Annotated in this window: 21 protein-coding genes; 6 read left to right on the forward strand and 15 right to left on the reverse strand. The window is 61.5% G+C overall.

Going from position 1 to position 24572, the window contains the following annotated elements:
- Window positions 1-66: 66 nt before the first annotated feature.
- The 4 genes from ACXAH0_RS10705 to ACXAH0_RS10720 form a co-directional block, all read right to left on the reverse strand.
- Window positions 67-609 (reverse strand): GNAT family N-acetyltransferase, encoded by a 543-nt coding sequence (locus ACXAH0_RS10705; RefSeq protein ID WP_475191068.1) that lies wholly within the window; start codon window positions 607-609, stop codon window positions 67-69.
- Window positions 606-1163: a helix-turn-helix domain-containing protein gene (locus tag ACXAH0_RS10710; protein ID WP_475191072.1), complete on the reverse strand. Its 558-nt coding sequence runs from the start codon at window positions 1161-1163 to the stop codon at window positions 606-608. The genes ACXAH0_RS10705 and ACXAH0_RS10710 overlap by 4 nt, the downstream gene beginning before the upstream one ends.
- A gap of 250 nt (window positions 1164-1413) precedes the next feature.
- Entirely contained in the window at window positions 1414-2676 is a 1263-nt protein-coding gene (gene fabF / locus ACXAH0_RS10715) for a beta-ketoacyl-ACP synthase II (protein WP_475191076.1), read from the reverse strand.
- 102 nt (window positions 2677-2778) lie between these two features.
- Window positions 2779-3225 carry a MarR family winged helix-turn-helix transcriptional regulator gene (locus ACXAH0_RS10720; RefSeq protein ID WP_475191081.1) on the reverse strand — a complete coding sequence of 149 codons (447 nt, stop codon included), beginning with the start codon at window positions 3223-3225 and terminating at the stop codon, window positions 2779-2781.
- A 112-nt stretch (window positions 3226-3337) separates the two neighbouring features.
- Here ACXAH0_RS10720 and ACXAH0_RS10725 point away from each other — a divergent pair, with 112 nt between their 5' ends.
- The gene (locus ACXAH0_RS10725; RefSeq protein WP_475182930.1) at window positions 3338-3901 is read left to right on the forward strand and encodes an HdeD family acid-resistance protein; all 564 of its coding nucleotides are present in this window, start codon (window positions 3338-3340) and stop codon (window positions 3899-3901) included.
- Between the two features lie 27 nt (window positions 3902-3928).
- On the opposite strand, the gene ACXAH0_RS10730 is transcribed toward ACXAH0_RS10725, so the two are convergent.
- The 7 genes from ACXAH0_RS10730 to katG all read right to left on the reverse strand — a co-directional run bounded on the left by ACXAH0_RS10730 (window position 3929) and on the right by katG (window position 14043).
- Window positions 3929-4627 carry a pseudouridine synthase gene (locus ACXAH0_RS10730; protein WP_475191086.1) on the reverse strand — a complete coding sequence of 233 codons (699 nt, stop codon included), beginning with the start codon at window positions 4625-4627 and terminating at the stop codon, window positions 3929-3931.
- 1 nt (window position 4628) lies between these two features.
- Entirely contained in the window at window positions 4629-5672 is a 1044-nt protein-coding gene (locus tag ACXAH0_RS10735; RefSeq protein WP_475191091.1) for a class I SAM-dependent methyltransferase, read from the reverse strand.
- Window positions 5673-5731: 59 nt separating this feature from the next.
- Window positions 5732-6322: a GDYXXLXY domain-containing protein gene (locus ACXAH0_RS10740; protein ID WP_475182939.1), complete on the reverse strand. Its 591-nt coding sequence runs from the start codon at window positions 6320-6322 to the stop codon at window positions 5732-5734.
- Window positions 6319-7671: a DUF2157 domain-containing protein gene (locus ACXAH0_RS10745; protein ID WP_475191095.1), complete on the reverse strand. Its 1353-nt coding sequence runs from the start codon at window positions 7669-7671 to the stop codon at window positions 6319-6321. Before ACXAH0_RS10745 ends, ACXAH0_RS10740 begins: the two co-directional genes overlap by 4 nt.
- A 387-nt stretch (window positions 7672-8058) precedes the next feature.
- Window positions 8059-10647 carry a DUF3141 domain-containing protein gene (locus ACXAH0_RS10750; RefSeq protein ID WP_475191098.1) on the reverse strand — a complete coding sequence of 863 codons (2589 nt, stop codon included), beginning with the start codon at window positions 10645-10647 and terminating at the stop codon, window positions 8059-8061.
- A 9-nt stretch (window positions 10648-10656) separates the two neighbouring features.
- Window positions 10657-11421: an enoyl-ACP reductase FabI gene (fabI, locus tag ACXAH0_RS10755; protein WP_475191101.1), complete on the reverse strand. Its 765-nt coding sequence runs from the start codon at window positions 11419-11421 to the stop codon at window positions 10657-10659.
- A 447-nt stretch (window positions 11422-11868) separates the two neighbouring features.
- Complete coding sequence (gene katG / locus ACXAH0_RS10760; protein ID WP_475191105.1) at window positions 11869-14043, reverse strand: catalase/peroxidase HPI; 2175 nt, start codon at window positions 14041-14043, stop codon at window positions 11869-11871.
- Window positions 14044-14333: 290 nt separating this feature from the next.
- Between katG and ACXAH0_RS10765 the strand changes: the two genes are divergently transcribed.
- Window positions 14334-15236 (forward strand): hydrogen peroxide-inducible genes activator, encoded by a 903-nt coding sequence (locus tag ACXAH0_RS10765; protein WP_475191108.1) that lies wholly within the window; start codon window positions 14334-14336, stop codon window positions 15234-15236.
- On the opposite strand, the gene ACXAH0_RS10770 is transcribed toward ACXAH0_RS10765, so the two are convergent.
- The 3 genes from ACXAH0_RS10770 to ACXAH0_RS10780 form a co-directional block, all read right to left on the reverse strand.
- A complete protein-coding gene (locus tag ACXAH0_RS10770) occupies window positions 15233-16408 on the reverse strand; it encodes an MFS transporter (RefSeq protein WP_475191110.1) in 1176 nt (391 codons plus the stop codon). The genes ACXAH0_RS10765 and ACXAH0_RS10770 overlap by 4 nt on opposite strands.
- 332 nt (window positions 16409-16740) lie before the next feature.
- A complete protein-coding gene (locus tag ACXAH0_RS10775; protein ID WP_475191115.1) occupies window positions 16741-17871 on the reverse strand; it encodes a serine hydrolase domain-containing protein in 1131 nt (376 codons plus the stop codon).
- Between the two features lie 173 nt (window positions 17872-18044).
- The gene (locus ACXAH0_RS10780; protein ID WP_475191117.1) at window positions 18045-18968 is read right to left on the reverse strand and encodes an alpha/beta hydrolase; all 924 of its coding nucleotides are present in this window, start codon (window positions 18966-18968) and stop codon (window positions 18045-18047) included.
- Window positions 18969-19452: 484 nt separating this feature from the next.
- Between ACXAH0_RS10780 and ACXAH0_RS10785 the strand changes: the two genes are divergently transcribed.
- The 4 genes from ACXAH0_RS10785 (at window position 19453) to ACXAH0_RS10800 (ending at window position 23331) form a co-directional block, all read left to right on the forward strand.
- Complete coding sequence (locus ACXAH0_RS10785) at window positions 19453-20157, forward strand: AAA family ATPase (RefSeq protein ID WP_475182973.1); 705 nt, start codon at window positions 19453-19455, stop codon at window positions 20155-20157.
- Between the two features lie 140 nt (window positions 20158-20297).
- A complete protein-coding gene (locus tag ACXAH0_RS10790) occupies window positions 20298-21254 on the forward strand; it encodes an HlyD family secretion protein (protein WP_475191121.1) in 957 nt (318 codons plus the stop codon).
- Window positions 21251-22189, forward strand: a complete 939-nt coding sequence (locus tag ACXAH0_RS10795; RefSeq protein WP_475191126.1) for an ABC transporter ATP-binding protein — start codon at window positions 21251-21253, stop codon at window positions 22187-22189. Before ACXAH0_RS10790 ends, ACXAH0_RS10795 begins: the two co-directional genes overlap by 4 nt.
- The gene (locus ACXAH0_RS10800; RefSeq protein WP_475191129.1) at window positions 22189-23331 is read left to right on the forward strand and encodes an ABC transporter permease; all 1143 of its coding nucleotides are present in this window, start codon (window positions 22189-22191) and stop codon (window positions 23329-23331) included. Before ACXAH0_RS10795 ends, ACXAH0_RS10800 begins: the two co-directional genes overlap by 1 nt.
- 31 nt (window positions 23332-23362) lie before the next feature.
- Here ACXAH0_RS10800 and ACXAH0_RS10805 read toward each other — a convergent pair whose 3' ends face one another.
- Window positions 23363-24343 (reverse strand): DMT family transporter, encoded by a 981-nt coding sequence (locus ACXAH0_RS10805; RefSeq protein WP_475182987.1) that lies wholly within the window; start codon window positions 24341-24343, stop codon window positions 23363-23365.
- Window positions 24344-24572: the final 229 nt, after the last annotated feature.

The following is a 24572-nucleotide window of genomic DNA, read 5'->3' on the forward strand; positions in this document are numbered from 1 at the left end:
AGCCGCCACCCGCACTCCCTCATCCTGAGGAAGGTCTTCGCGTGGCTGGTGCAGGAGTGAAGTCCCTCACCTGAGGTCCTTGTAAAACACCGTGGTCGGGTCCAGAGATCCGTGGCTGTTATAGGCATAGTTGGGGATGATGCCGGTTTTCTGGTAGCCGCAAGTGGGGTAGAGCTGTTCGGCCCGGTCGCCGGTGACCGTGTCGAGAACCAGAAGCCACCGGCCGAGGGACAGGGCCAGGCCGTCAATGGCCGCCATCAGATTGCGGGCAAGGCCCTTGCGGCGGTGGGCCGGGTGGACCATCAGCTTTGCAACCTCGGCCCGGTGACCGCCATTGTCCTGGGGCGCGAGGGCAAGCATCACAACGCCGGCAAGGCCTTCTTGAGACCGCACGGCCATGAGAAAGGCCTCCCCCGCCTCCAGTTTCGGGATTTGAGAGGCCCAGAAGCGGTCCGCCTTGTCCTGTGACAGGGGCAGAACAAAGCCGATCCCGGCCCCCTCTTCCACACAGGCGATCAGCAGATTGGAAAGGTCTGTCAGCGCCTTACGTGCGTCCTCGGCGGACAGAAGGGTGACCGGCGGCGCGGGGCAGAAGAGCGTTGTTGTCATGGGGTGATCACCGTCAGCAGGTAGCGGGCCGGGCCCGGGCCCGGTGCATGGTAGGAATTGGGAGTGTTGAGCTGGAAGCGCAGGCAGTCTCCGGGCTGAAGCGTGTGATGCTCGTCCCCAAGGGTCATCTCCAGCGCCCCTTCCAGCAGCACCAGATGGTGCTCCAGATCCGGAAGCGGCGGCGCCGCATAAGAAAGGGTGGCTCCGGCAGGCAGCTGCCCTTCTATGACGCTGCCGCGAAACCCGCTTGCGGCCGGGGATATGGACCGGCGGCGGAACCCGCTCACCGGGTCCTGCCAGACCAGCTGATTTTCCCGGGCGATCCTGGCCTCCCGCACCGGGGCGCCGAAGCCGAAGAGATCGGCCATTGTCACCTGAAACGCCCTTGCGATCTGGCCGAGCACCACTGCTGTCGGGCTGGTGTCTCCCCGTTCGATGCGCGACAAGGTGGCCCGGCTGACACCGGACTTTTCCGCCAAACGCTCCAGCGGCCAGTCTCGTGCGCGCCGCAGACCGGCAATCCGCCGGCCAATCTCTTGATCCAGATCAGACATGAAAATCCCTAATTTGAGATTTATCTCATATATGAGATTTTTCGAACTGCCAAGACCTTTCCTTCAGAGCGGCGGTTCTTCCAGTCTTGCCGCCTCTGCCACAAGACCGGTCTCCGTCGATTGAACCGGGAAGACGCTGTCAGAGCTGGAGCATAAAGGCTTCCAGCCTGAGCAGAGAGGGAAACACCGAAGGTGATGGGACGGGTGAGCGAAGCGGTCCGTTCCCCACCCCACTTACGCGCTTTCACCCTTACGCCCTTGAGAACACCGCGCTAGCATTGACCCCGCCGAAGCCGAAGCCGTTGGTGAGGATGTGATCCACCTGCCGGGAGATGGCCTTGCCAGGCACCAGATCAAAACGGGTCATGGCCTCATCAGGCCGGTCCAGATTGCGCGAGGGTGGCAACTGGCCGGACAGGAGCGCCTTGATGCAGGCCACAGCCTCCACCGCCCCGGCAGCACCGAGCAGGTGCCCGAACATGGATTTGGACGAGGAGACCGCCAGATCCTTGCCACGCCCGGCAAACAGCGTTGTCAGCGCTGCGATCTCGGCGGCATCCCCCACCGGTGTGGAGGTGGAATGGGCGTTGACATAGCCGATATCGTCCGCCTTCAGACCGGCTTGGGCAAGAGCATGGCGCATGGCCCGCAAGCCGCCTTCCCCGTCCGGCGCAGAGGACGTGACATGATAGGCGTCGGATGTGGTGCCATAGCCGGTGAGCTCGGCCAGAACCGGCGCGCCCCTGGCCTCTGCATGGTCCTTGTCTTCCAGCACCAGAATACCGGCGCCCTCCCCCATGATGAAACCGTCCCGGTCCTGATCAAACGGGCGGGAGGCTGCTTCCGGCGTGTCATTACGGCCGGAGGACATGGCCTTGGCGGCACAAAAGCCCGCATAGGAGACCCGGTCGATGCAGGCCTCCGCTCCGCCAGCCACCACGACATCCGCTTCGCCGCCCCGGATCAGCCGGGCCGCGTCTCCAAGGGCCTGCAGGCTCGCGGCACAGGCGGTCACAGGGGCGCCGATAGGCCCTTTCAAACCGTAGCGGATGGCGACCTGCCCGGCTGCCAGATTGGCGAGAAAGGACGGCACCAGAAAGGGCGAAGCCCGGCGCGGGCCCTTCGCGTCCACAAGACGGGTGCCCGCCGTCATGGCCGGAAAGCCACCAACACCAGTACCGATTACCGTGCCGGTGCGCTCCTTCTCCCGGTTTGTTTTCGGCGCCCAGCCCGCGTGGGCCAGCGCTTCCTGAACGGCGCCCATGGCATAGTGGATAAACGTGTCCGAGCGGCGCTGTTCGCGCAGCTCTAGCACCGCATCCACATCAAACCCATGCGGGTCTTCTGCCCGGGTCGGCACTTCGCCTGCGACTTTGCAAGACAGCCCCTCCGGATCAAACCGGCTTATGCTGCGAATGCCATTTGCTCCCTCTGTCACCCGTTTCCAGAATGCCTCCAGGCCGGTTCCCACCGGGGAGACCACCCCAAGCCCGGTAATCACGATACGCCGCATGTTTCACCTTTCTGCCGCTGCAAGTTTGCCCCCTTGCCCGGTCTGTGTATGTCCTGCACTGTCACCGGCCAGGACTTGAGAGAGTGATTCAACACGGTGCGCCTACATCTCAGAAAGGCGCTTCAACGTCTTGATCGTGTTTAGAAAATTGATATCCGCAAGATGCGTCTTCACATCGTTCTGCGCTTGCCGCCACAGGGGCAAGGCCTTCTGCAGCAGCGCGTCACCCTCTGCTGTCAGCCGGTAGGTCTTGCTTCTGGCGTTGCCTGAGACGGCGGACACCACAAGGCCCTTCTTTTCCAGAAGCGCCATATTGCGCACAAGCGTGGTACGCTCCATGGACAGGCGCCCGGCCAGTTCGCCCGTTGTCTCCTCGCGCCTCTGATAAACCGCGACCAGAACGGAAAACTGGCCCGCCGTCATGCCCGCTTGCCGGGCCAGCCGGTCATAATAGCGGCTCACCGCCCGGGCCGCCTTGCGCGCATTGTCCAGAACGCAGAGAGAAAAGTCATCTTCAACCATACGCTTATGGTGTGCATATACACACACCGTGTCAAGCCTTTCCTGTACGGCCTGCAACATTCCGCAATGTCATCAGTGCTTTGCCTTTTTCTGCGAAGCAGTTACGGTGCATGAATACCCGAAACGTGAGGAGATCAAGATGTCGGATGCGGTTCAGGCAGTCGAAACCATGAAAGCGAAGATCCAGGAGAATTGGGGCTGGTTCCTGGCACTTGGCATCGCGCTTGTGCTGGGCGGGCTCATCCTGATCGCCGCGCCCTATGCAACCTCGATTGCCGTAACAATCCTGATTGCGGCCGTGCTTGTCGTGGGCGGCCTCGTTCAGATCTACAATGCGTTCAAGACCCAGGGCAGCTCCAGTTTCCTCTGGAACCTGATCACCGGTCTTGTGGCGGTGATCGGCGGCATCTTGATCTATGTGAATCCGATGGTCGGGGCCTTCACGCTGACCCTGCTTCTTGCCGCCGTGTTTGCAGCCCAGGGCATCAGCCAGGTGCTGCTTGCCTTCAAGCTGAAACCCCATGAGGGCTGGATCTGGGTGCTGGTGGCCGGCATCGTCTCGCTTATTGCCGGGGTGATGATCTGGATGGAACTGCCGAGTTCCGCCACCTGGGCACTTGGCCTGATTGCCGGGATTTCGGTTCTGATCAATGGCTGGAGCTATATTGCCATTGCTCTGGCCGCCCGTGCCTCCAGGGGCTGATACCAATCTCCCCTGACAGAGGCCTGCCTATTGGAAAATCCGGGCCTTGGCGTCCTCGCTCAGGCAGATCCAGCTGCCTTCCTCAACGTCCTCCAGTCCCAGCTGACCGATCCGGCTGCGGGCCAGGGCCGTCACATGATTGCCCGTGGCCGCAAACATGCGGCGCACCTGATGGTAGCGGCCTTCATGGAGCGTGAGACGCGCGGATTTTTCGCCCAGAACCTCGAGCTCGGCCGGTTTCAACGGCTTGTCCTCGTTCTCCAGCATCATCTCACCGGAGGCAAACAGCGCGTCTTCTTTCCCGCTCAAGGGCCGGTCCAGCTCAACGTCGTAGATTTTCGGCACGTCGGATTTCGGCGAAATGACCTTGTGCAGAAAGGTGCCGTCATCAGTGAAGAGCAGCAGGCCCGATGTGTCCTTGTCCAGCCGTCCGATGGTCGAGAGTGCCGGTTTGCGCAGGCGGAACCGGTCAGGCAGCAGATCATAGACCAGTCGGCCCTGATCCTTAGCTGAACAGGTGTAGCCAACGGGCTTGTTTAAAAGGATCACCACCCCTTGCGCCGGGTCGAGCGGCTCGTCATCGAACAGAATGTCCTCATGGGGCGTCTTGCTGTCAGCCTTCAGCCGTGTGCCGCCGGTGTCCGTCACCCAGCCATTGCGGATCGCCATCTGCATTTCCTTACGGCTGCCATAGCCGAGATTTGCCAGCAGTTTCACCAGCCGCATGTCAGCGCCCTCCCTTGCCCTTGACCGCCCGGATGACCTTGTAGCCGCCCTCATCCGCCAGCTGGGTCACGTCTGCAAACCCTTCAGAGAGCGTATGCTCATAGGGCAGATGCCGGTTGGCGACCATGTAGAAGGTCCCGCCCGGCCGCAATCCGGCGGATGCCGCCCGGATAAAGCCCTGGCCGACATCGGCCCGGTCTGCCTTGCCCGCCTGGTGGAACGGCGGATTGGAGACGATGAAGTCGTAAGGCCCGTCCAGCCCTTTGGTCACATCACTCCAGATGCCGGTCATGGCGCGTTTGCCCTTGAAGGCGGCAAGGTTCTGCTCCGCCAGATCCAGCGCCCTCTTTTCCGCTTCATATAGGTCCATGCCGGTCACCGCCGGGGCGTTTTCAAAGACGGTGCGGGCCAGATAGCCAAAGCCCGCCCCCAGATCCGCGCCCTTGCCTTTCAAGGACGCAGGCAGATGGCTGGCCAGAAGCCGGGAGGCCGGATCAATCCGGTCCCATGCAAACAGGCCGGGACGGCTGACATAGGCCCCGTCCAGAACCGGGCGCGGCGCATCCAGCGCAGTCCAGGTTGTCAGGAGTTCCTGATTGAGCGTCTCTTTGTGGACAGCGCCCCAGACAACCCGGCACTTGTTTTTGGTCAGCCGCTCAGCCGTGCCCAAAAGGGCTTCAACATCGCTTTCAAGGGTTCTGGCGCCTTCTGAATTGGGAGCACAGGCGATCATCTGCCCGCCATCGCGTGTCTTCAACACCGCATCGGCCAATTGCGCCCGTGCCTCGTGCCGCTGGCGGGTGGGCAGCACAAACACTGCATCTGCAGCGCTTTCCTGCGTTTCGGGCACAACGGTCAGTCCGGTTTTGGCGAGGGCGTCCCGGTCCGGGGCAAAACTCTGGACGCAGGTCACCGTGAAACCGTCCAGGGCCGCCAGCGCCCGGCCGGCCCGTGCCCGTAAAAACAGCACTTTGGCGTTTGACGACATTTCCAGCGCCTCCGTTTCCAGAGGCAGAAACAACGTGTCGAGTGCAGGATCAGACATGAAAGACCTTTGCCGGAGCGTTCCAATTGCAGCGCTCATAGCGCCACAACGCTGATCCGTCAAAAGGTCCCGTCGGATTTGAAGGCCTTGCCGTCGACAAGAAGCTGCAAAGGCACCGCACGGCCATCTGCCGCAATGGCGACCTCAATCTGCATCCGGCTGGTGTCAAGTTTCTCGATCACCTTGCCCTGGCCCTCGGGCACATAAAACGCATCTATGCCATAGTCGGCCCGGATGGTCTTTCTTGTCACAGAGCGCACTTCTCCAGCCAGCAGAACACTGCCTGCCCCGCCCCCACTCTCAGCGCGGGCGGCCTCAAGGGATCCGGCGACTGCCACCGGCTTGAGCCCTCCGTCCGCCTGCCGGAGCTGAACGAAAATCCGGTCCCCCCGTTTGAGATCCTGCGCGCCGGGCAGATCCACGGGCAGCCGGTTGATGCTGAGATTCACGATCACATAGTCGCCGCGCAGCAGGTCCCTTGGATCCACGGGGGCAAGCTGCAGGCGTTCCACCTGACCAGTGGCCTGAATGTGCAACCGGTCGGCCAGCGGCATGACGATCAGCGCAAGCTGGATGAGCGCCAGGAGACCCCAGCGCCAAGCGCCTCTGGACGGCTGGGCGGGAGCAAGGGCAGCAGCGCGGGCACTCATTGTCCAGCCTCCTGACGGCGGGGCTCAGCCCCCCCTTTGCGGATCATCCGTCCCAATCCAAGCGCCAGCACGAGCAGCAGCGCGCCTGCGGCAAGGAAAAACACGGACTGGCCAAGCAGTGACCCGATGGTCTCATAGAGCAGCCAGACAGCAACGGCCGTCAGGCCCAGATACGCGCAGACCATCCAGAATCGGTTGTTGACCCATGTCGCCAGCCCGCACAGGCCGACGAGCGCAGCCATGGCAAATACGGCAAGCACAAGATCGTTGCGGGTCAGGACAGGCATCACCACGGCGGCAAGCGCCAGTCCGGTGATCCCAATCATGGCTGCGGCTTTTGCGGTCTTGAAGGACAAGAGCAGGCCCACCACCAGCAAGACAAGGGCCAGGCCAAAGGGAAGCAGCGCGGGAAGCTGAAGCAGACCGGCGGAGACACCAAGGCCCGGAACATGCTGAAAAAAGATCAATCCGGTAGCGGTCAGGCCGGACAGAACCAGAAACCCGGCATTTTGCAGGGAGCGACCCATGAGCCAGTGGCCAAGCTTGCGGGCGGGAAGATCACTGGACCATTTCACGATCAGATCCGCCACAGGGTCGGCCAGCATCATGACGGCGCCCAGCCCGCCAGCACCGAAAAGCCCCAAGGCAACGATAAGACCGTCGGGCGCGCCGGTTGACGTGACCGTGTCGGCGAACCAGCGGCCATAGCTCACCGCTGTCAGGCTGACCGCGAGCCAGCGGGAGAGACTGGCCGGATAGAGCATGGCATGGGCAAAGACCGCTGCGAGCAGCGCCAGGCCGGTCAGATCCTGCACAAGCGTGGCTTCGCCGGGTTCGGCTCGTGACACCTGCCACACCAAAGCGGCAGCCACCGCAACCACAAGCCCGGCCCGGGCCCCGGTCAACCAGGCTGCTGCCAGCCCTCCCAGACAGACCAGAAAGGCCCCGCCGGGCCAATCCGCCGGAAGATGAAAGATCTGCCCGACCAGGGCCAGCCCTCCGACAAAGACCAGCGTGGCAAACCCGGTCAGAAGATCCGCCCCCCCCTGCCGTCCCCTGGATGCGGCATGGGCGGCCGCAAAATGGCTCGCCAGCACCATAACGGCAATACCGCTCAGCTTGACCAGTTTCGGGATCGCGCCCCAATTGGCCGCAATGAAAGCAAACACTGCCAGCGCAACGCAGACCATACCGATCCCCGCCAGGGCCAGGGGCAATCGGGAACGGCCATCGGCGGGATATTGATCCAGGAGGATATTGGCCGCCCCCTCCGCGCTCACCCAACCTCTCTTGACCCAGATCTCCAAGTCTTCTTTCAGTCGCTTTCTATAGGTCCAGTCAAACATCATCTGCTGCCGGCTGCCGCCTTCCCGATCAAAATCATCTTAGCCTGCGAACCGTCGCCCACCTGCAGGCAAAGCGCTAGATATCTTGCAAAAGCGGAGCAACCAAGGCCACCGTGAGATTCTCGAAAGAAACCCGCTACATGGCATTCTGACGCTGCGTTTTCATGCACATATTATGCAATCTAGGCTTGCAGACAGTCGCAATCTTGCTATCTTGATAAGTGTAATTCTGGCAAAGTCAGGATTGCACAGCTCGCAACGGGCTGGTTGGACAATGTTTCGAGGGCACCAGCGGCTTCTGGGGACAGGGCCACACTCAAAATCAATCAATCCCGAGAGGCTCTGACAAAGGGCGTCCGAGAGGCCCGGACGCCCTTTCCTTTGACTGTATCAGTCTGCCGGACTGTCTGAAGGCCCGGTTGCTGCGCGCGGTTTGCGGCGGGCTGCGGGTTTGCGCGCAGAGGCCTTCTGGGGCGGCTTGGCGGCAGATGCGGCAACTTCCACCGGCTTATCCGGTCCCTTGCCCCCCTTGCGTGCAGACGCGTCCGTTTTTTCCGGCGCCGCGACCATGTCCTTTGCCGGGGCCGCCAGCGGATCTTCCGAGACATCTTCAGACACCGGCGGCAAATCCAGGATCTTGTGGAAGTTCTGAAGGGTTTCCAGCGTGTGCGGCGTCATTTCCTCAATGGCGCCGGGAATGTAGCGCACCACCTTTGACGCGAGCTCCCGCTCTTCCCGGGTGCGCAACAGCTTGGGCAGGGTCGCAAGAGCCTGGTCCGGGGCAAATTCCACGATCAGGGTCTGTTCCTGCAGCATGAAGCTGCGCGCGTCCGGCGTGAGGGACTTGAACGGCTCGTCCTGGGTCAGCACCCGGGACGACCGCTCCAGACGGTCCCGGCGCACATTGCCCCGGCTTTCGGCCAGAAGGATCAGCATGCGGATCACCGCTTCACAGAACCCGCCTTCTGCAATATGCATCAAGGCTGCCTGCACCGGCGGCAGGCTGCGCAATTCGTCCGTGCGCTTCAGGGTCCGGCCCGGCTGTTTGGTGCGGCCGAACCAGCGCATATAGGGCGAGCCCCAGACCGAATAGAACAGGTTCTCATAAAGCGTGTCGCGCACATCCCGGTAAAGATCGAGCGACTGTTCAAATAGCGCAGCATTGGCCTTTTCGAGTTCCACAAACGGGTTGGCCGCATCTGCCGGTGTACGCTCGCTGCGCACCCGCTCCGCCCAGCCCGGCAAGGCGCCCAGAAAGGGGTTAAGGCTTGACATCATGGCCCGCTGCATCCGCAAGGGATGGGTCTTGCGCCGCAACTCCGCCGACTGTTCCGTCACCCCGGCCTGCACAAAGGGCCGCACACAGACATCATAGAACTCAGCCTGCTGCTCGGACGCCCGCGCCACGGCCGCAAAAGGGATCTCGTCATCCCGGCCATCATCGATTGCCTTCAGGTCTTCCATCTTGCGTTCATGGAAGCTGACTGTGAAGGACCGATCCATGAGGTCGCCCTCATAGTCGTCGATCGACATTTCATAGAGACCCGGCGCCAGCGCTTCAATGGTCTTCAAGGTCGAGGTAACCTCAGTATGCTCCTTCTTGGCAATCTTGGAGGACACGAATATTCCGAGATGGCCGACCTGGTCGTGGACCATATAGATGATCCGCTGCCCGCGGATCGCGATTTCCCGCTCGTCCGCATAGGTGTCGATGATCCAGTTCAGCGCCTGTTGCGGCGGTGTGATGTTGTCGCCCCAGCTGGCAAACACGATGATCGGAGCGCGGATCTGCTTGATGTCCACATTGCGCCCCGGCTCCAGCTGCGCCTCGTTCTTGGCCAGCCGGTTACCGACAAAGAGCTGTTCGACAATCCATTTCATTTCCGCTTCGTTCAGCAGGAAATAGCCGCCCCACCAGCGTTCGAATTCCAGAAATCGCTTCGGCTCCGTGTCGACCTTGGCATAAAGGTCGTAATATTTGCCGAAATAATTGCGTGAGGGGTTGAGCATCTCAAAATTCTGGACGATGTCGGCGCCGTCAAAAATCCCGTGCCCGAGATCCGAATAGAACATGGCATTGTAGGTGCCGCCCAGAACACCGCCATTATAACGCATCGGGTTTTCGCCGACCCGGCCCGCCCAGGTGGACACTGGCGCGCCGTTGAGAATGACCGGCCCGGTCAGATCCGGGTTGGAGGCTGCCAGCAGCAAGGTCGCCCAGCCCCCCTGGCAATTGCCGGTTACCACTGGGTTCGGGGCGTCCGGATGCAGCTCCATCACCTTGCGCACAAAAGCGGCTTCCGCATGCGTGACATCGGCCAGGGTCTGGCCTTTTTCCGGCATACGTTTGAAGGCGACAAAATAGACCGGATGTCCATCCTTCAGCGCAACGCCCACCTGGCTGTCCGGCTTGAAACCGCCAATCCCGGCTCCATGGCCAGCACGCGGGTCAATGATGATGTAAGGCCGTTTCCATGGCTTGGGCTCCCGGTGCACACCATCCGTCGGCTGTTTGATCTTCAAGAGCATGTAGCAGCAGGGGCGCGGCAGGTCGGCCCCGTCCAGCACCACGTCATAATCGTAGATGAGTACCGGCGGGCAGCCCGCCTCTTCGTGCTCCAGGAAGATATCGCCGCGATGGCGCAGCGTGTCCATGGTCAGGACCATGCGCTGTGCAGCGTCCTTCCAGTAGCTTTCAAAAGCACTGTAAAGACCGCCGCCCTTCTGGGCCTGTGTCAGGTCCTCAAGCGCCTTGCCATAATCGGCCACGCTTTTTTGCCAGCGGGCCTTGTGGGTTTCGGTTATCCCGGTCAGGTGCTTGGTCAGCCCCTTGCCCATGAGATCGGCCATGTTGGACACTTCCGTCGCCTGGGCCTGAAGGGCGGTAAAGCGTTCCGACGGCGACCAGGCCGTGGCATCATTCAGCGAGGCGAGAAACGCGTTCTGGCCCTTTTCAAGCGCGTCAAAAATGTCCTTCATCAGGACCTCCTATCCAACAATGCTGTAGCCACCATCAATAAAGTGAACGCCGCCGGTGACGTTGAACGCTTCCCGGCTGGCCAGAAAGGCCGCATAGGCGCCGACATCGTCAATCGTGGCAAGCTGGTGCGTGGGAGCCCGCTCGGAGGCGTCGTTCAACAAGGCGTCAAATTCGGCAATACCCGATGCGGCCCGGGTCTTGAGCGGCCCCGGAGACAGGGCATGGACAGAAATGCCCCTGGCCCCCATCTCCGTCGCCGCGTAGCGGGTGGCCGCTTCCAGCGCGGCCTTGACTGGCCCCATCACCCCGTAGTGATCGACGACTTTCTGCGCGCCCATGAAGGAGACGGTCATGCAGGTGCCGCCTTCCGGCATCAGCGGTTCAGCCCGTTTGATCAGGCGCAGAAAGGAATGAACGGAAATGTCCATGGCCAGCGCGAACCCGTCCGCCGAACAGTCGACAACCCGGCCCTGCAGATCCTCTTTCTTTGAAAAGGCGATGGAATGCAAAACCGTGTCCAGCCGGCCCCACCGTTCGGAAATTTCGGCAAACAGCGCGTCCTGCTGGGCGCTGTCACGCACATCCAGCGGCGCGATGATCTCCGCCCCCAGCTCTTCGGCCAGAGGGCGCACATACGGCTCAGCCTTGGCGTTCAGATAGGTGATGGCCAGTTCGGCCCCCTGCTGCCGGAACGCCTTTGCACACCCATAGGCAATGGACTGGTCGTTGGCGACCCCCACCACAAGGGCCTTGTACCCCGTCAAATCAAACATCTTGCTGTCAGCTCCCTGGCGCTGAGACAGAGCCTCCATGGAGGTTGCATATCGGAGGGAGACCGCCCGCCCACAAGAAGCTGCGGCAGCTCGAACCTTCATTGCAGTGCAGCATAAATGTTGTGACGTTAAAATGACTTTTCAAGAAAGTAGGTGGTCTTGCGGACCCGGAACCGGCACCCTTCCCCTCAAAATCCGAGAAGCGCCCCGGAAACCGGGGCGCTTCTCGCTGCTGCCAGATGAGACTGCGGGATCTTCCCGGCCGTTTGTGACTGCGCGCCTACTAAAGTCAGACAGCGAGCCCACAATAGGCTGTCCGGCTTTTAAGACGCCCCGCTCAGCGTCACCGGTCAGGAATGGCTGTGCGAGCAGACCCCAGGTCCATCGGCAGGCTCAAGCACCCCGGAAACCGGGGCGCTTTTGGTAAAGAGAGGCCAGTGAGCCTCTTCAGGCTGCCAGATCGAACCGGTCCGCATCCATGACCTTCGTCCAGGCCGCTACGAAGTCCTTGACGAACTTCTCTTTGTTGTCGTCCTGGGCATAGACTTCCGCATAGGCGCGCAGGATGGAGTTGGAGCCGAAGACCAGATCCGCACTGGTGGCGGTCCATTTCAGCGTGCCCAGCTGGCGGTCGCGGATCTCATAGGTACCATCCGCTTTCGGCAGCCAGGTGTTGGCCATGTCCGTCAGATTGACGAAGAAGTCCGTGGTCAACGCGCCTTCCCGGTCGGTGAAGACACCATGCTTGCTGCCGCCATGATTGGTGCCCAGAACACGCAGGCCGCCGGCAAGAACGGTCATTTCCTGCGCGGTCAGGCCAAGCAGCTGGGCCCGGTCGAGCATCATTTCTTCCGCACTGACCGCATAGGCTTCCTTCTGCCAGTTGCGGAACCCGTCCGCCAGCGGCTCCAGAACGTCGAAGGAAGCTGCGTCAGTCTGGTCGGCCGTCGCATCTCCCCGGCCCGCGGTAAACGGCACGGCGACATCGAACCCGGCCGCCTTGATGGACAATTCCAGGCCGATCCCGCCCGCCAGAACGATCACATCGGCAACCGAGGCACCGGTTTCAGCGGCAATCGGCTCCAGTTTGGCCAGAACGGCCGCCAGACGGATGGGCTCGTTGCCTTCCCAGTCCTTCTGCGGTGCAAGGCGGATACGGGCGCCATTGGCCCCGCCGCGCTTGTCGGAGCCCCGGAAGGTGCGGGCGCTGTCCCAGGCGGTGGCGATCAGATCGGCAGCCGCCAAACCGCTGTCAACGATCTTGGCTTTCACAGCATCCACATCATAGGACGTGCTGCCAGCGGGAACCGGATCCTGCCAGATCAGGTCTTCCGCCGGAACGTCCGGGCCAAGATAGTTGGCCTTCGGCCCCATGTCGCGGTGGGTCAGCTTGAACCAGGCCCGGGCGAACGTGTCGCGGAAATAGGCTTCATCGGCGATGAATTTCTGGCAGATCGCGTTGTAGACCGGGTCCACTTTCATGGCCATGTCCGCATCGGTCATCAGCGGGTCATGGCGCACCGACGGGTCGGTGGCGTCCACCGGTTTTTCATTGTCCGGCATATCGACCGGTTTCCACTGCCAGGCCCCGGCCGGGGACTTGGTCAGTTCCCATTCATAGTTGAACAGGTAGTCGAAATAGCCCATGTCGAATTTGGTCGGCTCTTTGGTCCAGGCCCCTTCGATGCCGGACGTGAAGGCGTTGGTCGCCTTGCCGTCCTGACCCGGGTTGGACCAGCCAAGACCCTGGGCTTCCACGCCGGTTGCTTCAGGCTCGACGCCGATCTCGTTGACCGCGCCACGGCCATGGGCCTTGCCGACCGTATGGCCGCCGCAGGTCAACGCTGCGGTTTCCTCGTCATTCATGGCCATACGGGCAAAGGTTTCCCGGATGTGATTGGCCGTCTTGGCCGGGTCCGGGTTGCCATTGACCCCTTCCGGGTTGACATAGATCAAGCCCATGTGAACGGCTGCCAGCGGGTTTTCCAGGGTCGCCGCGTCTTCCAGATTCTCATAGCGGTTTTCGGATGGGGCCAGCCATTCCTGTTCCGAGCCCCAGTAGACATCGGTTTCCGGGCCCCAGATGTCTTCGCGGCCAAAGCCGAAGCCGAAGGTTTTAAAGCCCATGGTCTCATAGGCCATGTTGCCAGCCAGGATGATCAGGTCCGCCCAGGACAGGGCGTTGCCGTATTTCTTCTTCACCGGCCACAGCAGACGGCGGGCCTTGTCGAGGCTGGCATTGTCCGGCCAGGAATTGAGCGGTGCAAAGCGGATGTTGCCGGACCCGGCGCCACCGCGGCCATCCTGCATGCGGTAGGACCCGGCGGAGTGCCAGGCCAGGCGGATCATCAGGCCGCCATAGTGGCCCCAGTCCGCCGGCCACCAGTCCTGGCTGTCGGTCATCAGCGCCCGGACATCGGCCTTGACGGCTTCATGGTCCAGCCCCTTGACCGCGTCCCGGAAGTTGAAATCCGGATCCATCGGATTGGTGCGCGCACCATGCTGGTGCAGAATGTCGAGATTGAGAGCATTGGGCCACCATTTCGTGACCGGCTTTTCCATTGACGTGTTGCCGCCATGCATGACCGGGCAGCCGCCCGTGCGTTCCACCTTAGCGTCCATTTTCCTCTCCAATTCACTTCCTGGTGCAGAGCACCTGTCTCAATAACCCTGCCCACTTACGGCCTGTTGGCAGCACGGCCGCCTCTTGCCTGAAGATGGGGCGGACGGGCCGGATTTACGACAGTTGGCGGGGTACAAATTCAAATCTTTGGTGAAGCTGACAGGAGCGTCCGGTCCCGGGACCTGAAATCCTCGGGGCCGGACCGCTCTTGTCTCTTCAAGATGGAAGCTAACAGAGGGCCTTCATCAGAAGAAGTTGTATTTACTGATAGTTGTGATAGTTTTTTCTTATGATAAACATCACTCTCAAACAACTCCGGTATTTCGAGGCCCTGGCCCGGCACGGGCATTTTGGCAAAGCGGCCGAGGCCTGCGCTATTTCCCAGCCGGCGCTGTCAATGCAGATCAAGGAACTGGAGGATGTGCTCGGCGCCGCGCTGATCGAACGCGGCCCCCGCCAGGTTCGCCTCACCCATTTCGGTGAAGTGGCCGTGGAGCGGGCCCGCAAGATGCTGCGGGCGGCAGAAGAGCTCGGTGATCTGGCCCGCGCCTCGCGGGACCGGCTGGTCGGCCGCCTGCGGATTGGGGTCATCCCGACCATTGCGCCCTATCTTCTGCCCAAGTTGATCGGGGCCTTGAGCGCGCAGCACCCGGAACTGGACATGCATGTGCGCGAAACCGTAACCCCGAAACTGATCCGGGAACTGCAGGACGGCCAACTGGACACGGCCATTGTCGCCCTGCCTGTCTCTGAAGCGTCCCTGACTGAGATTCCGCTGTTTCAGGAAACCTTCATGCTGGTGCGCCCGGCCGGTGACGCGAATGCCCCCATGCCCAGCGCCGACACCTTGCGGGAAATGCGCCTGCTGCTTCTGGAAGAAGGCCATTGTTTCCGCGACCAGGCCCTGTCCTTCTGCCACCTGCCCTCAGGTCCGCCCCGGGAGGTTCTGGATGCCAGTTCGCTCTCAACCCTTGTACAGATGGTCGGGGCCGGGATGGGCGTCACACTGATCCCGGAAATGGCCGTCGATGTGGAAACACGCTCCGCGCCCGTCGCCGTCACCCGCTTCCAGGGTCCCGAGCCCACCCGCACCGTCGGCATGGTCTGGCGCCGCTCCAGCCCGCTCGCGGGACAACTGGGCGAGATTGCCGAGATTGTACGGGGGTCCGCGCAAGCCCCACAAACCCGCTAAGATGATCCCGTTGACTTTCGAAAGGTCACAAACCCCATCACCGCCATCGCCCCGGCGAGGCCCAACAGCACAGGTCTTGCGTCATCGCCAGCAGCAAAGACGGCCACGAGCAGGCCCGCGAGGGGCTGTGACAGGTTGTTCAGGCAGATGATGACACCAGTGGTCTTGCCGAAATCGTCCGCCGGAATGATCTCCTTGCGTAAGGTACGCACATAGATGTTGAACATCTTGTCGAAGCCTGCAATCAGCAAAAACCCGGCCGCATAAAGCAGCGGATGCCCGCCTGCCCCGGTGAAGAGCGCGCCAAGGCAGATCAACCCATAGGCGGTGCGCCCCAGCACCGGCAGGCTCAAGGACACATGGGCCGTCAGGGTGAGCACGGCCAGCGTTACCACTGCGCCGCCCACTTGCAGCCAGGCATAGGTCTGTTCGCTCTGGGCAAAAAAGCCGGTCACCATGGCTGCCGCCGTTGCCAGCGTTGCCCCAATGATCAAATTGACCCCTGCGGCCTGCAGGATCGCACGGGTGAGGCCGGGCAGACGCCAAACCAGGGCCAGGGCGGTTTTGAGATCCGCCAAAGGGTGGGCATGATCCTTTTGCGGCGCCGCGCTCAGGCGGTTCTGGCCCGGCCAGAGAAAAAAAGCGCCATCAGCCAGCAAAAACAGACCGGTCGCCACCAGAACGACCGCTTCCCAGGGCCAGACCGCCATCAGATAGGCGGCTGTCAGCGGGCCAAGCACCACCCCCATCTGGGAGGCCAGCTGGCTGTAGCTGGCAACTTTTTCAAACCGCTGATCGGAAAATGCCCGCACCAGCACCATTTCCAGGGCCAGCAGCCCCTGGGTTGTCAGAATGCCCACCAGCGCCGACAGCCCGATCAGCCACCACACCCCGCCAAAGACCACCTGACCCGAAATCCCGGCCACGCAGACAAAGGCACGCAGCAGACGGCTGATCCGCAACAGCGTGACCGGATGGAACCGGTCACAAAGAATACCAGCCACGGGAAAGGTCAGGTAACGCGGCAGGGTCTCGAAGAAAAAGGCCAGCCCTGACCAGGCGACGTTGCCGGTGATCTGGAAGATGACCAGAGGTACCAGAAACAAGAGAATCTGATCGGCCAGGACCGTCAGAAACATGGACGCGAAAAACGCGCGGTCGCGGATGAGCATGGGGGCTTTCAAAAGAGCTGGTCAGGAAGCCCCTGTCTGGTAGCACCTGCCCGAAAGGACGGCAAGGCAACTGACTTTGCCTGAATGCCCCTTTCGCGCGCGGCCCCTCCTCTCCGACCAGCGCCCGGGCCGATGGCAGGTTGCGCCCCCTTTTAGGGATGTCACACCGCTCACCTTTCCGGTCTGGCTGATAACCCAGCGGGGGCTATACACCAGCCGCCGGATCAGACGGGCGTCCAACCATCTGGCCGAATAGGTGCTGTCCCGCAAACCCGGATCCGGCCTCAAAATTGTGTCCTCTCCGGCAAAGGGCACCGTACCATCAGTCGGTGTCAGGGCGTGTGCAGGCTGTTCCACGCCGCATAGAGTGTGGAATGGAGCAGCGCGTGCCGTTCGCCAAACCGCACCGCCACCAGATCTTTCTCCGGCATCATGTAAACAATCTGTCCGCCTTGCCCCATCATGTAGGCAAAGCGCCCCTGAAGGGCCTCTCCCTCCCGGTCCAGTCTATCGTGGCGCAGATGCAGCCGGTAGGCGCCCTGGGCGACGTCTGTCTCCGTCAAACTGTTCCCGAAAAAGGCGCCCCACAAGGGATCGGGCAGAAACGGAGCCTCCGTGGTCCCGTTTTTCATCAGGAACCGGCCAACACGGGCCCAGTCGCGCGCTGTGGCGTAAAGGCAGCAATAGGCCGTGACAGCGGCGGTTTCCCGGTGACGCAGCCAGAAGGCATCGGCAGCGCCGGACGGCTGCCAGATCTTGCGCGAGAGCAGGCTGGACAAGTGCTCGCCGTAGATGTCGCTCAGGAGATGCCCGAGCAGGGCCGTGTTCACGTTCTGATAGGAAAACCGCCCTGCCCGGTCCGGCTTCACGGACAGGCGGCTGGCCACGGCCTCGATGCCCTCGCCGTGGAGCCTTGCCAGGTTGCCAAAGGGATTGACGCTCGAAATTTGCTCGATCTTATCGGAACTGTCTGCTTCAAAAGCCAGCCCGCTGCGCATGTCCAAAAGGTCCCGCAGCGGCACATGATCGAGGCTTGCCGGCCCGAAGGCCGGCAGATAGGCGCCAAGCGAGTCGTCCAGGCTCTTGATCCGCCCCTCGGCCACCGCTTTGAGAACCAGCGCCCCAACAAGGCTCTTGACCAGGGAAAAGGAATTGAGCCTGGTTCCGGGTCCAAGGCCGTCCGCATAGGTTTCGAGCACGGTCCGCCCGCCCTCATTGACGAGCAGCGCGCGGCTTTGCGCGCTGTCAAACAGGTCCCGGGCCGTTCGGTTCAGCGGCTTCAAGACCGGGGCCTGCGCCGTATCCCCGTGACTGCCCTGAACCGTGTCAAAGCCGCCAAGCGCGGGCCAGACAGCGCGTGGATAGCCCGCAGACAAAAGACCCCATAGCCCCGTTGCATAGGAGGCCACCGCACCGGTGGAAAAAACGGAGAACACGATCAGGGACAGTTTCAAGAAGCGCATGCCGGACACTTTTGAAGTTGGAACTGGACGCTCCAAGACAACAGGACAATCATGGCTGCAGCGGGAGGGAATTCAGCAGATTTCGTGCAAAGACACAGCAAAGAGACGGGGCAACCGGACTTGCGTCAAGACCAAGACCGTCCGCACAACGCTGAGTGCTGAACGCCTGCGTCTCATCCCAGCATCCAGTTGAGAACCAGGCGCCAGTCGGTCATGCGGATCGGCGTGCCGTGCGTACCCGTGTCGAACAGAGTGAACTTGATTGGGTAGTTCGGCGCGCGCGATTTGATCTGTTTGAAGAAATTGGCCTGGCTTTCCCAGTTATAGACCCGGTCCAGCGTGCCCTGGCCCATATAGATGGGCACGTTGCGGGACAGCGCCCCGGAGGAAAACAGGTTCGGATCTTTTGGAGATCCCAGCAGCATGATGCCGCTCAGGAGCTTTGAATAGGTTTCACTGCGCAGCAGGCCCCAGCAGATAATACCGCCCATTGAGCCGCAGGCCACCACCACCCGGGCTCCCGGGGACACCTGTTTCTGAGACTGGATCAGGGCCGCGACATCCGCCGTGCCACGCCGGTCAAAGCTGGTAATGTCCACGGTCAGATAGGCCCCGCCATTGCGGACCATCAGGTTCTGGATTCGGTTGAAATTGCCACCGAAGGAGACATCATTCATGCCCTGGAAGCGGTTGCCTCCCTGGCCATGAACATAGATCACAATGGTTCTTGCCCCGCCTTTCCACTTGCCAGTGCCCATATATTTGATGGTCCGGCCATTGGCCTGAAGCTCCGCGCTGCCGCGGCCGCGTTTGGGCTTGTAGGACACGTAGTTGCCGAAGACCTTGCGTTCGTCCACCTCGTCCCGGTCCCTGAGGTCCCGTTGCTTGGAATATTCCACGACGATGAAATCACCGTCATAGAGGGTTTCGCTCACGGTCTTGTAGCGGAACAGCCGGTCCTTGTAAGGTTTCAGCGCCTCGGCCTGCGCGGCGCCGGACCCAGCCACCGGAATCGCGCTCGGGACGGCGAGCCCCGCCGCCAGAACGATTCCCCCGAGACGCCGGGCCAGCCGGAATGACATCGATCTGTGCAGCATGGCACCCTTTCCGTTACGATAGCAGGTGATCGGTTCAGCCTGTCTTTAAAGGACCGGTGAAAAATGTCATCCCCATGGCATTTTTGACACAGAAACGCCAATCTGTTGAACCATTTTCAACACTTTCCAGCCTAACCTATGCTTGGCGCTTGGTTAGTTCAATCGAACGCTGCCTGAGGGCTGCGGCTCCCCTTCCGCGCTGCTCCCCTCGACCAAAGACGCGTCCAGCCCCTTCTCCCCGCGCTGCGCAATCCGCACAAGACCTTCATTTGCAAGCACAAATCCGCTCCCTTTTTGAAGAGATCGCCAGAACTACCTAGAAATCTGCGGGTTTTATCCACATTCGGTTTGCCACCCTGAATAACTTTCTTGCAAATTGCGACTTTAAGAAATTGGTAACCATAAAATTCCAAGACTGCCGTTGAGACAGATCCGACAGAGGTCTCTTTGCAAGACAATGCTCGGCAAGTTCAGGAGAACCCAGATGCCAGTCATTTCCTTTGCCAATGCAAAAGGTGGCGCCGGTAAGACCACCGCCGCCCTGCTGCTGGCGACAGAAGTCGCCGCCCGGGGAAAACGCGTGACCATTTTCGATGCGGATCCGCAAAAATGGATCTCCAAATGGTTCGAGCTGCCGGTGCAATGCCCAGGCATCTCGGTTGTCAGTGAAATGTCGCCTGCCTCCATTGCCGAACAGATCACGCATGCGGCGGAATTCTCCGACTATGTGATCGTGGATCTTGAGGGAACGGAGAACCTCGTGGTGGCCAACGCGCTGTCCGTCTCCGATCTTGTGGTCATCCCGATTCAGGGCTCTTCCATGGATGCCAGGGGCGGCGCCAAAATCCTGACCCTGATCAAGAAGCTGGAAAAGATTGTCCGCCAGGACATCAAGCACTGTGTGGTGCTGACACGCACCAATGCGGCGGTCACCACACGGGCGATGAAAGCGGTGCAGGATTTCCTGTCGGCGCAGAATATCGACGTCCTGATGACCCCGATTGTCGAGCGGGCCGCCTTCCGGGACCTGTTCGAATTTGGAGGAGGCCTCGCCAATCTGAACGCAGGCCAGGTGTCCGGGATGGAAAAGGCCCGTGAAAACGCGGCGCTTTATGCCGCTGAGATCCTGGAGCGGGCCATCAAGGTACCGAAAAAACGCTGGTACAACGTCTTCAAACGCGCCAGTTGACGCGCTCCGTCTTCTCATGAGGAAAGCCGGGCACTGCCCGGCTTTTGCCTATTTTGCTCTGGTCTTCCCCGCCCGCCGCAGTATTGTGGCGCAAAAGACATTGCTGCCGTTCCGGTCGGCCGTCTCCCGGGGAAGAGACCATGATTTCTGTTCAAATCCAGACCCTCGCGGCCACCGCTGCCTGCCTGCTGCTGGCCGGATGTTTCGGCGAAGACGGCGGCGTCGCCCTGGGCACGCTGGAACGAGATCGGGTTGCGCTGACCGCGACCGCCAACGAGGTGCTGATCGATCTACCCGTTAGCGAGGGCAGTTTCGTTCAAAAGGGCACGGTCCTGGCCCGGCTCAATCCGGCCGAACAGCAGGCCATCGTCAATCAGGCCCAGGCGGAGGTGCAGAAAGCCAAAGCCAATCTGGAAAAACTGGAAAATGGCGCCCGCGCGGAAGACATTGCCAAGGCCCGGGCCTCTGTCGCCGGGGCCAAGGCAGAGCTGCTGGATGCCGAAGCCTCCTTCAAGCGCTACAATGACCTGACCAGACGCGGCACCACCAGCCAGGCTCAGCTTGACAGCGCCCTTGCGGGCAGGGATGCGGCAGCTGCCAGCCTGAAAAGCGCACAAGAAGAGCTGCGGGAACTGGAGACTGGTACACGGCCGGAGGATCTGGCTATCGCCCGGGCCGAACTGGCAGCAGCCGAGGCCAGCCTGGCCACCCAGGAAACCATCCTGTCGGACCTGACCATCACCGCCTCGCGCGACGGGGTTCTGGACAGCCTGCCCTGGAACCTCGGGGAGCGGGTAACGGCCGGCAGTCCGGTCGCCGTCATGCTGGCCGGAGATGCGCCCTATGCCCGGGTCTATGTGCCTGAACCCTACCGGGTGCAGATCAAGGAAGGCGACAGTCTTCAGGTAAGGATTGACGGGCTGGACGCCCTGGTGGATGGCAAGGTGCGCTGGATCAGCTCCGATCCCTCCTTCACCCCCTATTACGCACTCAACCAGTCCGAACGGGCCCGGCTGATGTATTTGGCGGAAATCCAGCTGCCGGAAAGCGCGGCCTCCCTGCCTAACGGAGTTCCTGCCCAGGTCCTCCTGCCGTGAGCGCGCCGCCCTCAGAAATCGTCGTCAAGGCCCAGGGGCTGGTCAAATCCTTCAAGGGCTTCCGGGCGGTCGATGGCCTGGACCTGACCATTGAAAAGGGCATGATCTATGGATTTCTGGGGCCCAATGGCTGCGGCAAGACCACGGCCATGCGCATGCTCACGGGTCTTTTGACCCCGACAGAAGGCTCTGTGGAAGTGCTCGGGCTTGCCATACCGAAGGATGCGGAAGCCCTGAAATACCGGATCGGCTACATGACCCAGACCTTCTCGCTCTATGGCGATTTGACGGTGCTGGAAAATCTCAGCTTCATGGCAACAATCTATGGCCTGTCCCCACACAAGCGGAAGGCCCGCATTGCCGAGGTGCTGGACCGTTACGCCCTGACGGAGCTAAAGGACCGCTTCGCCGGCAAGATGAGTGGAGGCCAGCGGCAGCGCCTGGCGCTTGCCACAGCCGTCCTGCACGAACCGCAACTGCTGTTTCTGGACGAGCCAACCTCGGCTGTGGACCCGGAATCGCGCCGGCATTTCTGGGAACAGCTCTTTGATCTGGTGGAAGGCGGTACCTCCATCATCGTCACCACCCATTTCATGGACGAAGCTGAGCGCTGCCACAAGATCGCGATCCTGGAAGCGGGTCAGAAACGCGCCGACGGGGCGCCCAAGGAGCTGATGGCCGCAATGGGCGCCAATGTGGTGGAAATCGGGGGGCCAAACCTCAGGGACATCCGCCGCCGCTTGCTGGGCACCGAGGAGATTGTCGCCGCCGCACAACTGGGCGCGCGGCTGCGCGTTCTGGTCAAGGATACGGTTCCCGATCCGCAAGCCTTCTTGCGCGCCCGGCCAGAGACCGGCGGTGCCAGCCTGATTGAACAGGTGCGGCCCAATCTGGAAGATGTGTTTGTCACGGCCACGGGGGAAGGACGGCAATGATGGCCCTGTCCCGTATTCACGCCGTTTTCATGAAGGAACTGTCCCAGTTGCGCCGGGACCGGATGACCTTCGGCATGGTGCTCATGATCCCGCTGATCCAGCTGGTTTTGTTCGGCTATGCCATCAACACCAATCTCCGGGACATTCCGGTTGCGGTGGTCGACCAGAGTCAGACGGGCCTCAGCCGCATCCTGATCCAGATGGTGCAGGCCACCCGGGTCGTGGACGTGACCGAACATCTGGCCAGCCCTGAAGATGCGGAAGCGGCCATCAAGGCGGCCCGGGTGCGGGCGGCATTCATTCTGCCGAAGGATCTGTCCCAGCGGGTGGCCCGCTCTTCCGCGATCGGCCTCGGCACCCCGGCCTCCACCGACATGGAAACCAGCCGCCCGGTCGCCCAATGGATCGTCGACGGTTCAGACACGATGATTGCTGGCGCGATCAAGGGCCTGCGCAATATGCCGCTGAGCGAATTGACGAAGCAGGCGCCCAACAGGTCGACGCCAACCTTCGAGGTCGCCCTGTTCTTTAACCCGGAGCAGCGCACGGCCGTGAATATCGTGCCCGGGCTGGTGGGTATCATCCTCACCATGACCATGGTGATGTTCACCTCCGCTGCCATCGTGCGCGAGCGCGAGCGCGGCAATATGGAGATGCTGATCAACACCCCCATCCGCCCGATAGAGCTGATGATCGGCAAGATCATTCCCTATATCTTCATCGGCCTCCTCCAGATGCTGATCATTCTGGGGCTCGGCCATATTCTGTTCAGCGTGCCTTTCGGCACCCAGCTGCCAGCCCTTTTTGCCGGGACGCTGCTCTTTATCGGCGCCAGCCTGTCCCTCGGACTGGTTCTGTCGACGATCGCGCAAAGCCAGCTTCAGGCCACGCAGATGACCATCTTCGTGCTGCTGCCCTCCATCCTGCTGTCCGGCTTCATGTTCCCCTATGAAGGCATGCCGCTGGCCGCCCAGTATATCGCGGAAATTTTTCCAGCAACCCATTTCATGCGCATGATCCGGGGCTTTGTGCTGCGTGATGCCGGGCTGCTTGACCTCCATCGCGACGTGCTCTGGATGCTGGGTTTTTTTGTTGTCGGCCTGAGCATCGCCGCCTTGCGGTTCAAGAAGCGGCTGGACTGACAGAGACTGGGGCGGGCGTTCTTGGGCTGCTTTACCTTGCCTTGGGGTCGGCAACCTGTTTGGGCTGCGGCCCGGTGTCCACACGCGGGTTTGCGGTCCTGAGCACCGGCGTTTGTTCGGAGACATTCTCCCGGCTTTCCCGCCAGACCACGAACATGCCAGACCCGATGATGACGCAGGACCCGAGCGCAACATAAAGGTCCGGAATCTCGCCGAAAAAGAGCGCACCGAAGAGGCTTGCCCAGAGAATCTGGCTGTATTGCATCGGGGCGACAAAGGCGGCGGGCGCGGACCGGTACGCCCCCAGAATGCACAGCTGCGCCAGAACCGACATAAACCCAACCACCGCCATCAGCCCCAGATCCGGCAGCGAAACCGGCACATAGACCACCGGCAGGGTCATGGACATGACCATCATGGACAACAGCAGGGGATAGAGGATCAGAACCGCCGGGCGTTCCTTGCCGCCCAGCTTGCGCGCCAGAATCGACGCCAGGGCGCTGGCCGAGGCGGCCGTCAGCCCGGCAATATGGCCCGCTGTCAGCTCGGTCACCCCCGGACGCAAGACAATGAGAACGCCGACGAGCCCGGCAATCACTGCACCCCATCTCTGCATCCTGACCGTCTCGCCCAGCAGCGGCACGGACAGGGCCGTCACCAGCAGCGGTGTAGCAAACAGCAGTGAATAGACCTCGGCAAGCGGCAGCATGGTGAAGGCGTAAAAGGCGCAGGACATGGCCGTGATCGTCATCGCCGAGCGCAACAGCACCAGAAACGGATGGCGCGGCCGGAAATTGTCCACCGCCTTGTCCGCCAGCATGATCATCGACATGGGCACAAAGGCAAACAGCATGGAAAAAAAGATGATCTGAAAGACCTGATAGGTCTCCCCGAGCGCCTTGATCAGGGCGTCATGGCTGGAAAAGACCGCAAAGGCGCCAAGAGCGGCCAGAAGGCCCTTGAAAGTGGATGTCATGCCCGGCGCCCCCGATCCGGCGAAGCCAAGGCTCACCGCCGCTTGTCCCGTCCCTGATACGGCCCGGCTTTCACGGCAGATCCGGACGAACCGGATACTTTAAAAAAACAGGCCTGATCCGTTGTTAGCAGAAAGACGGGCGGGGCCAAAGGGGCTGCGGCGGGCGGCCTCTACCCTCCCCCAAGCAATCTCTCTTGCTGGATACCGATCTGACAGCGCCAGGCATTAGAATGGCAGAAACGGGTTTCCCCTTGGGCCGTTGTCT

The organism is Roseibium sp. AWQ4_290, assembly GCF_056160985.1.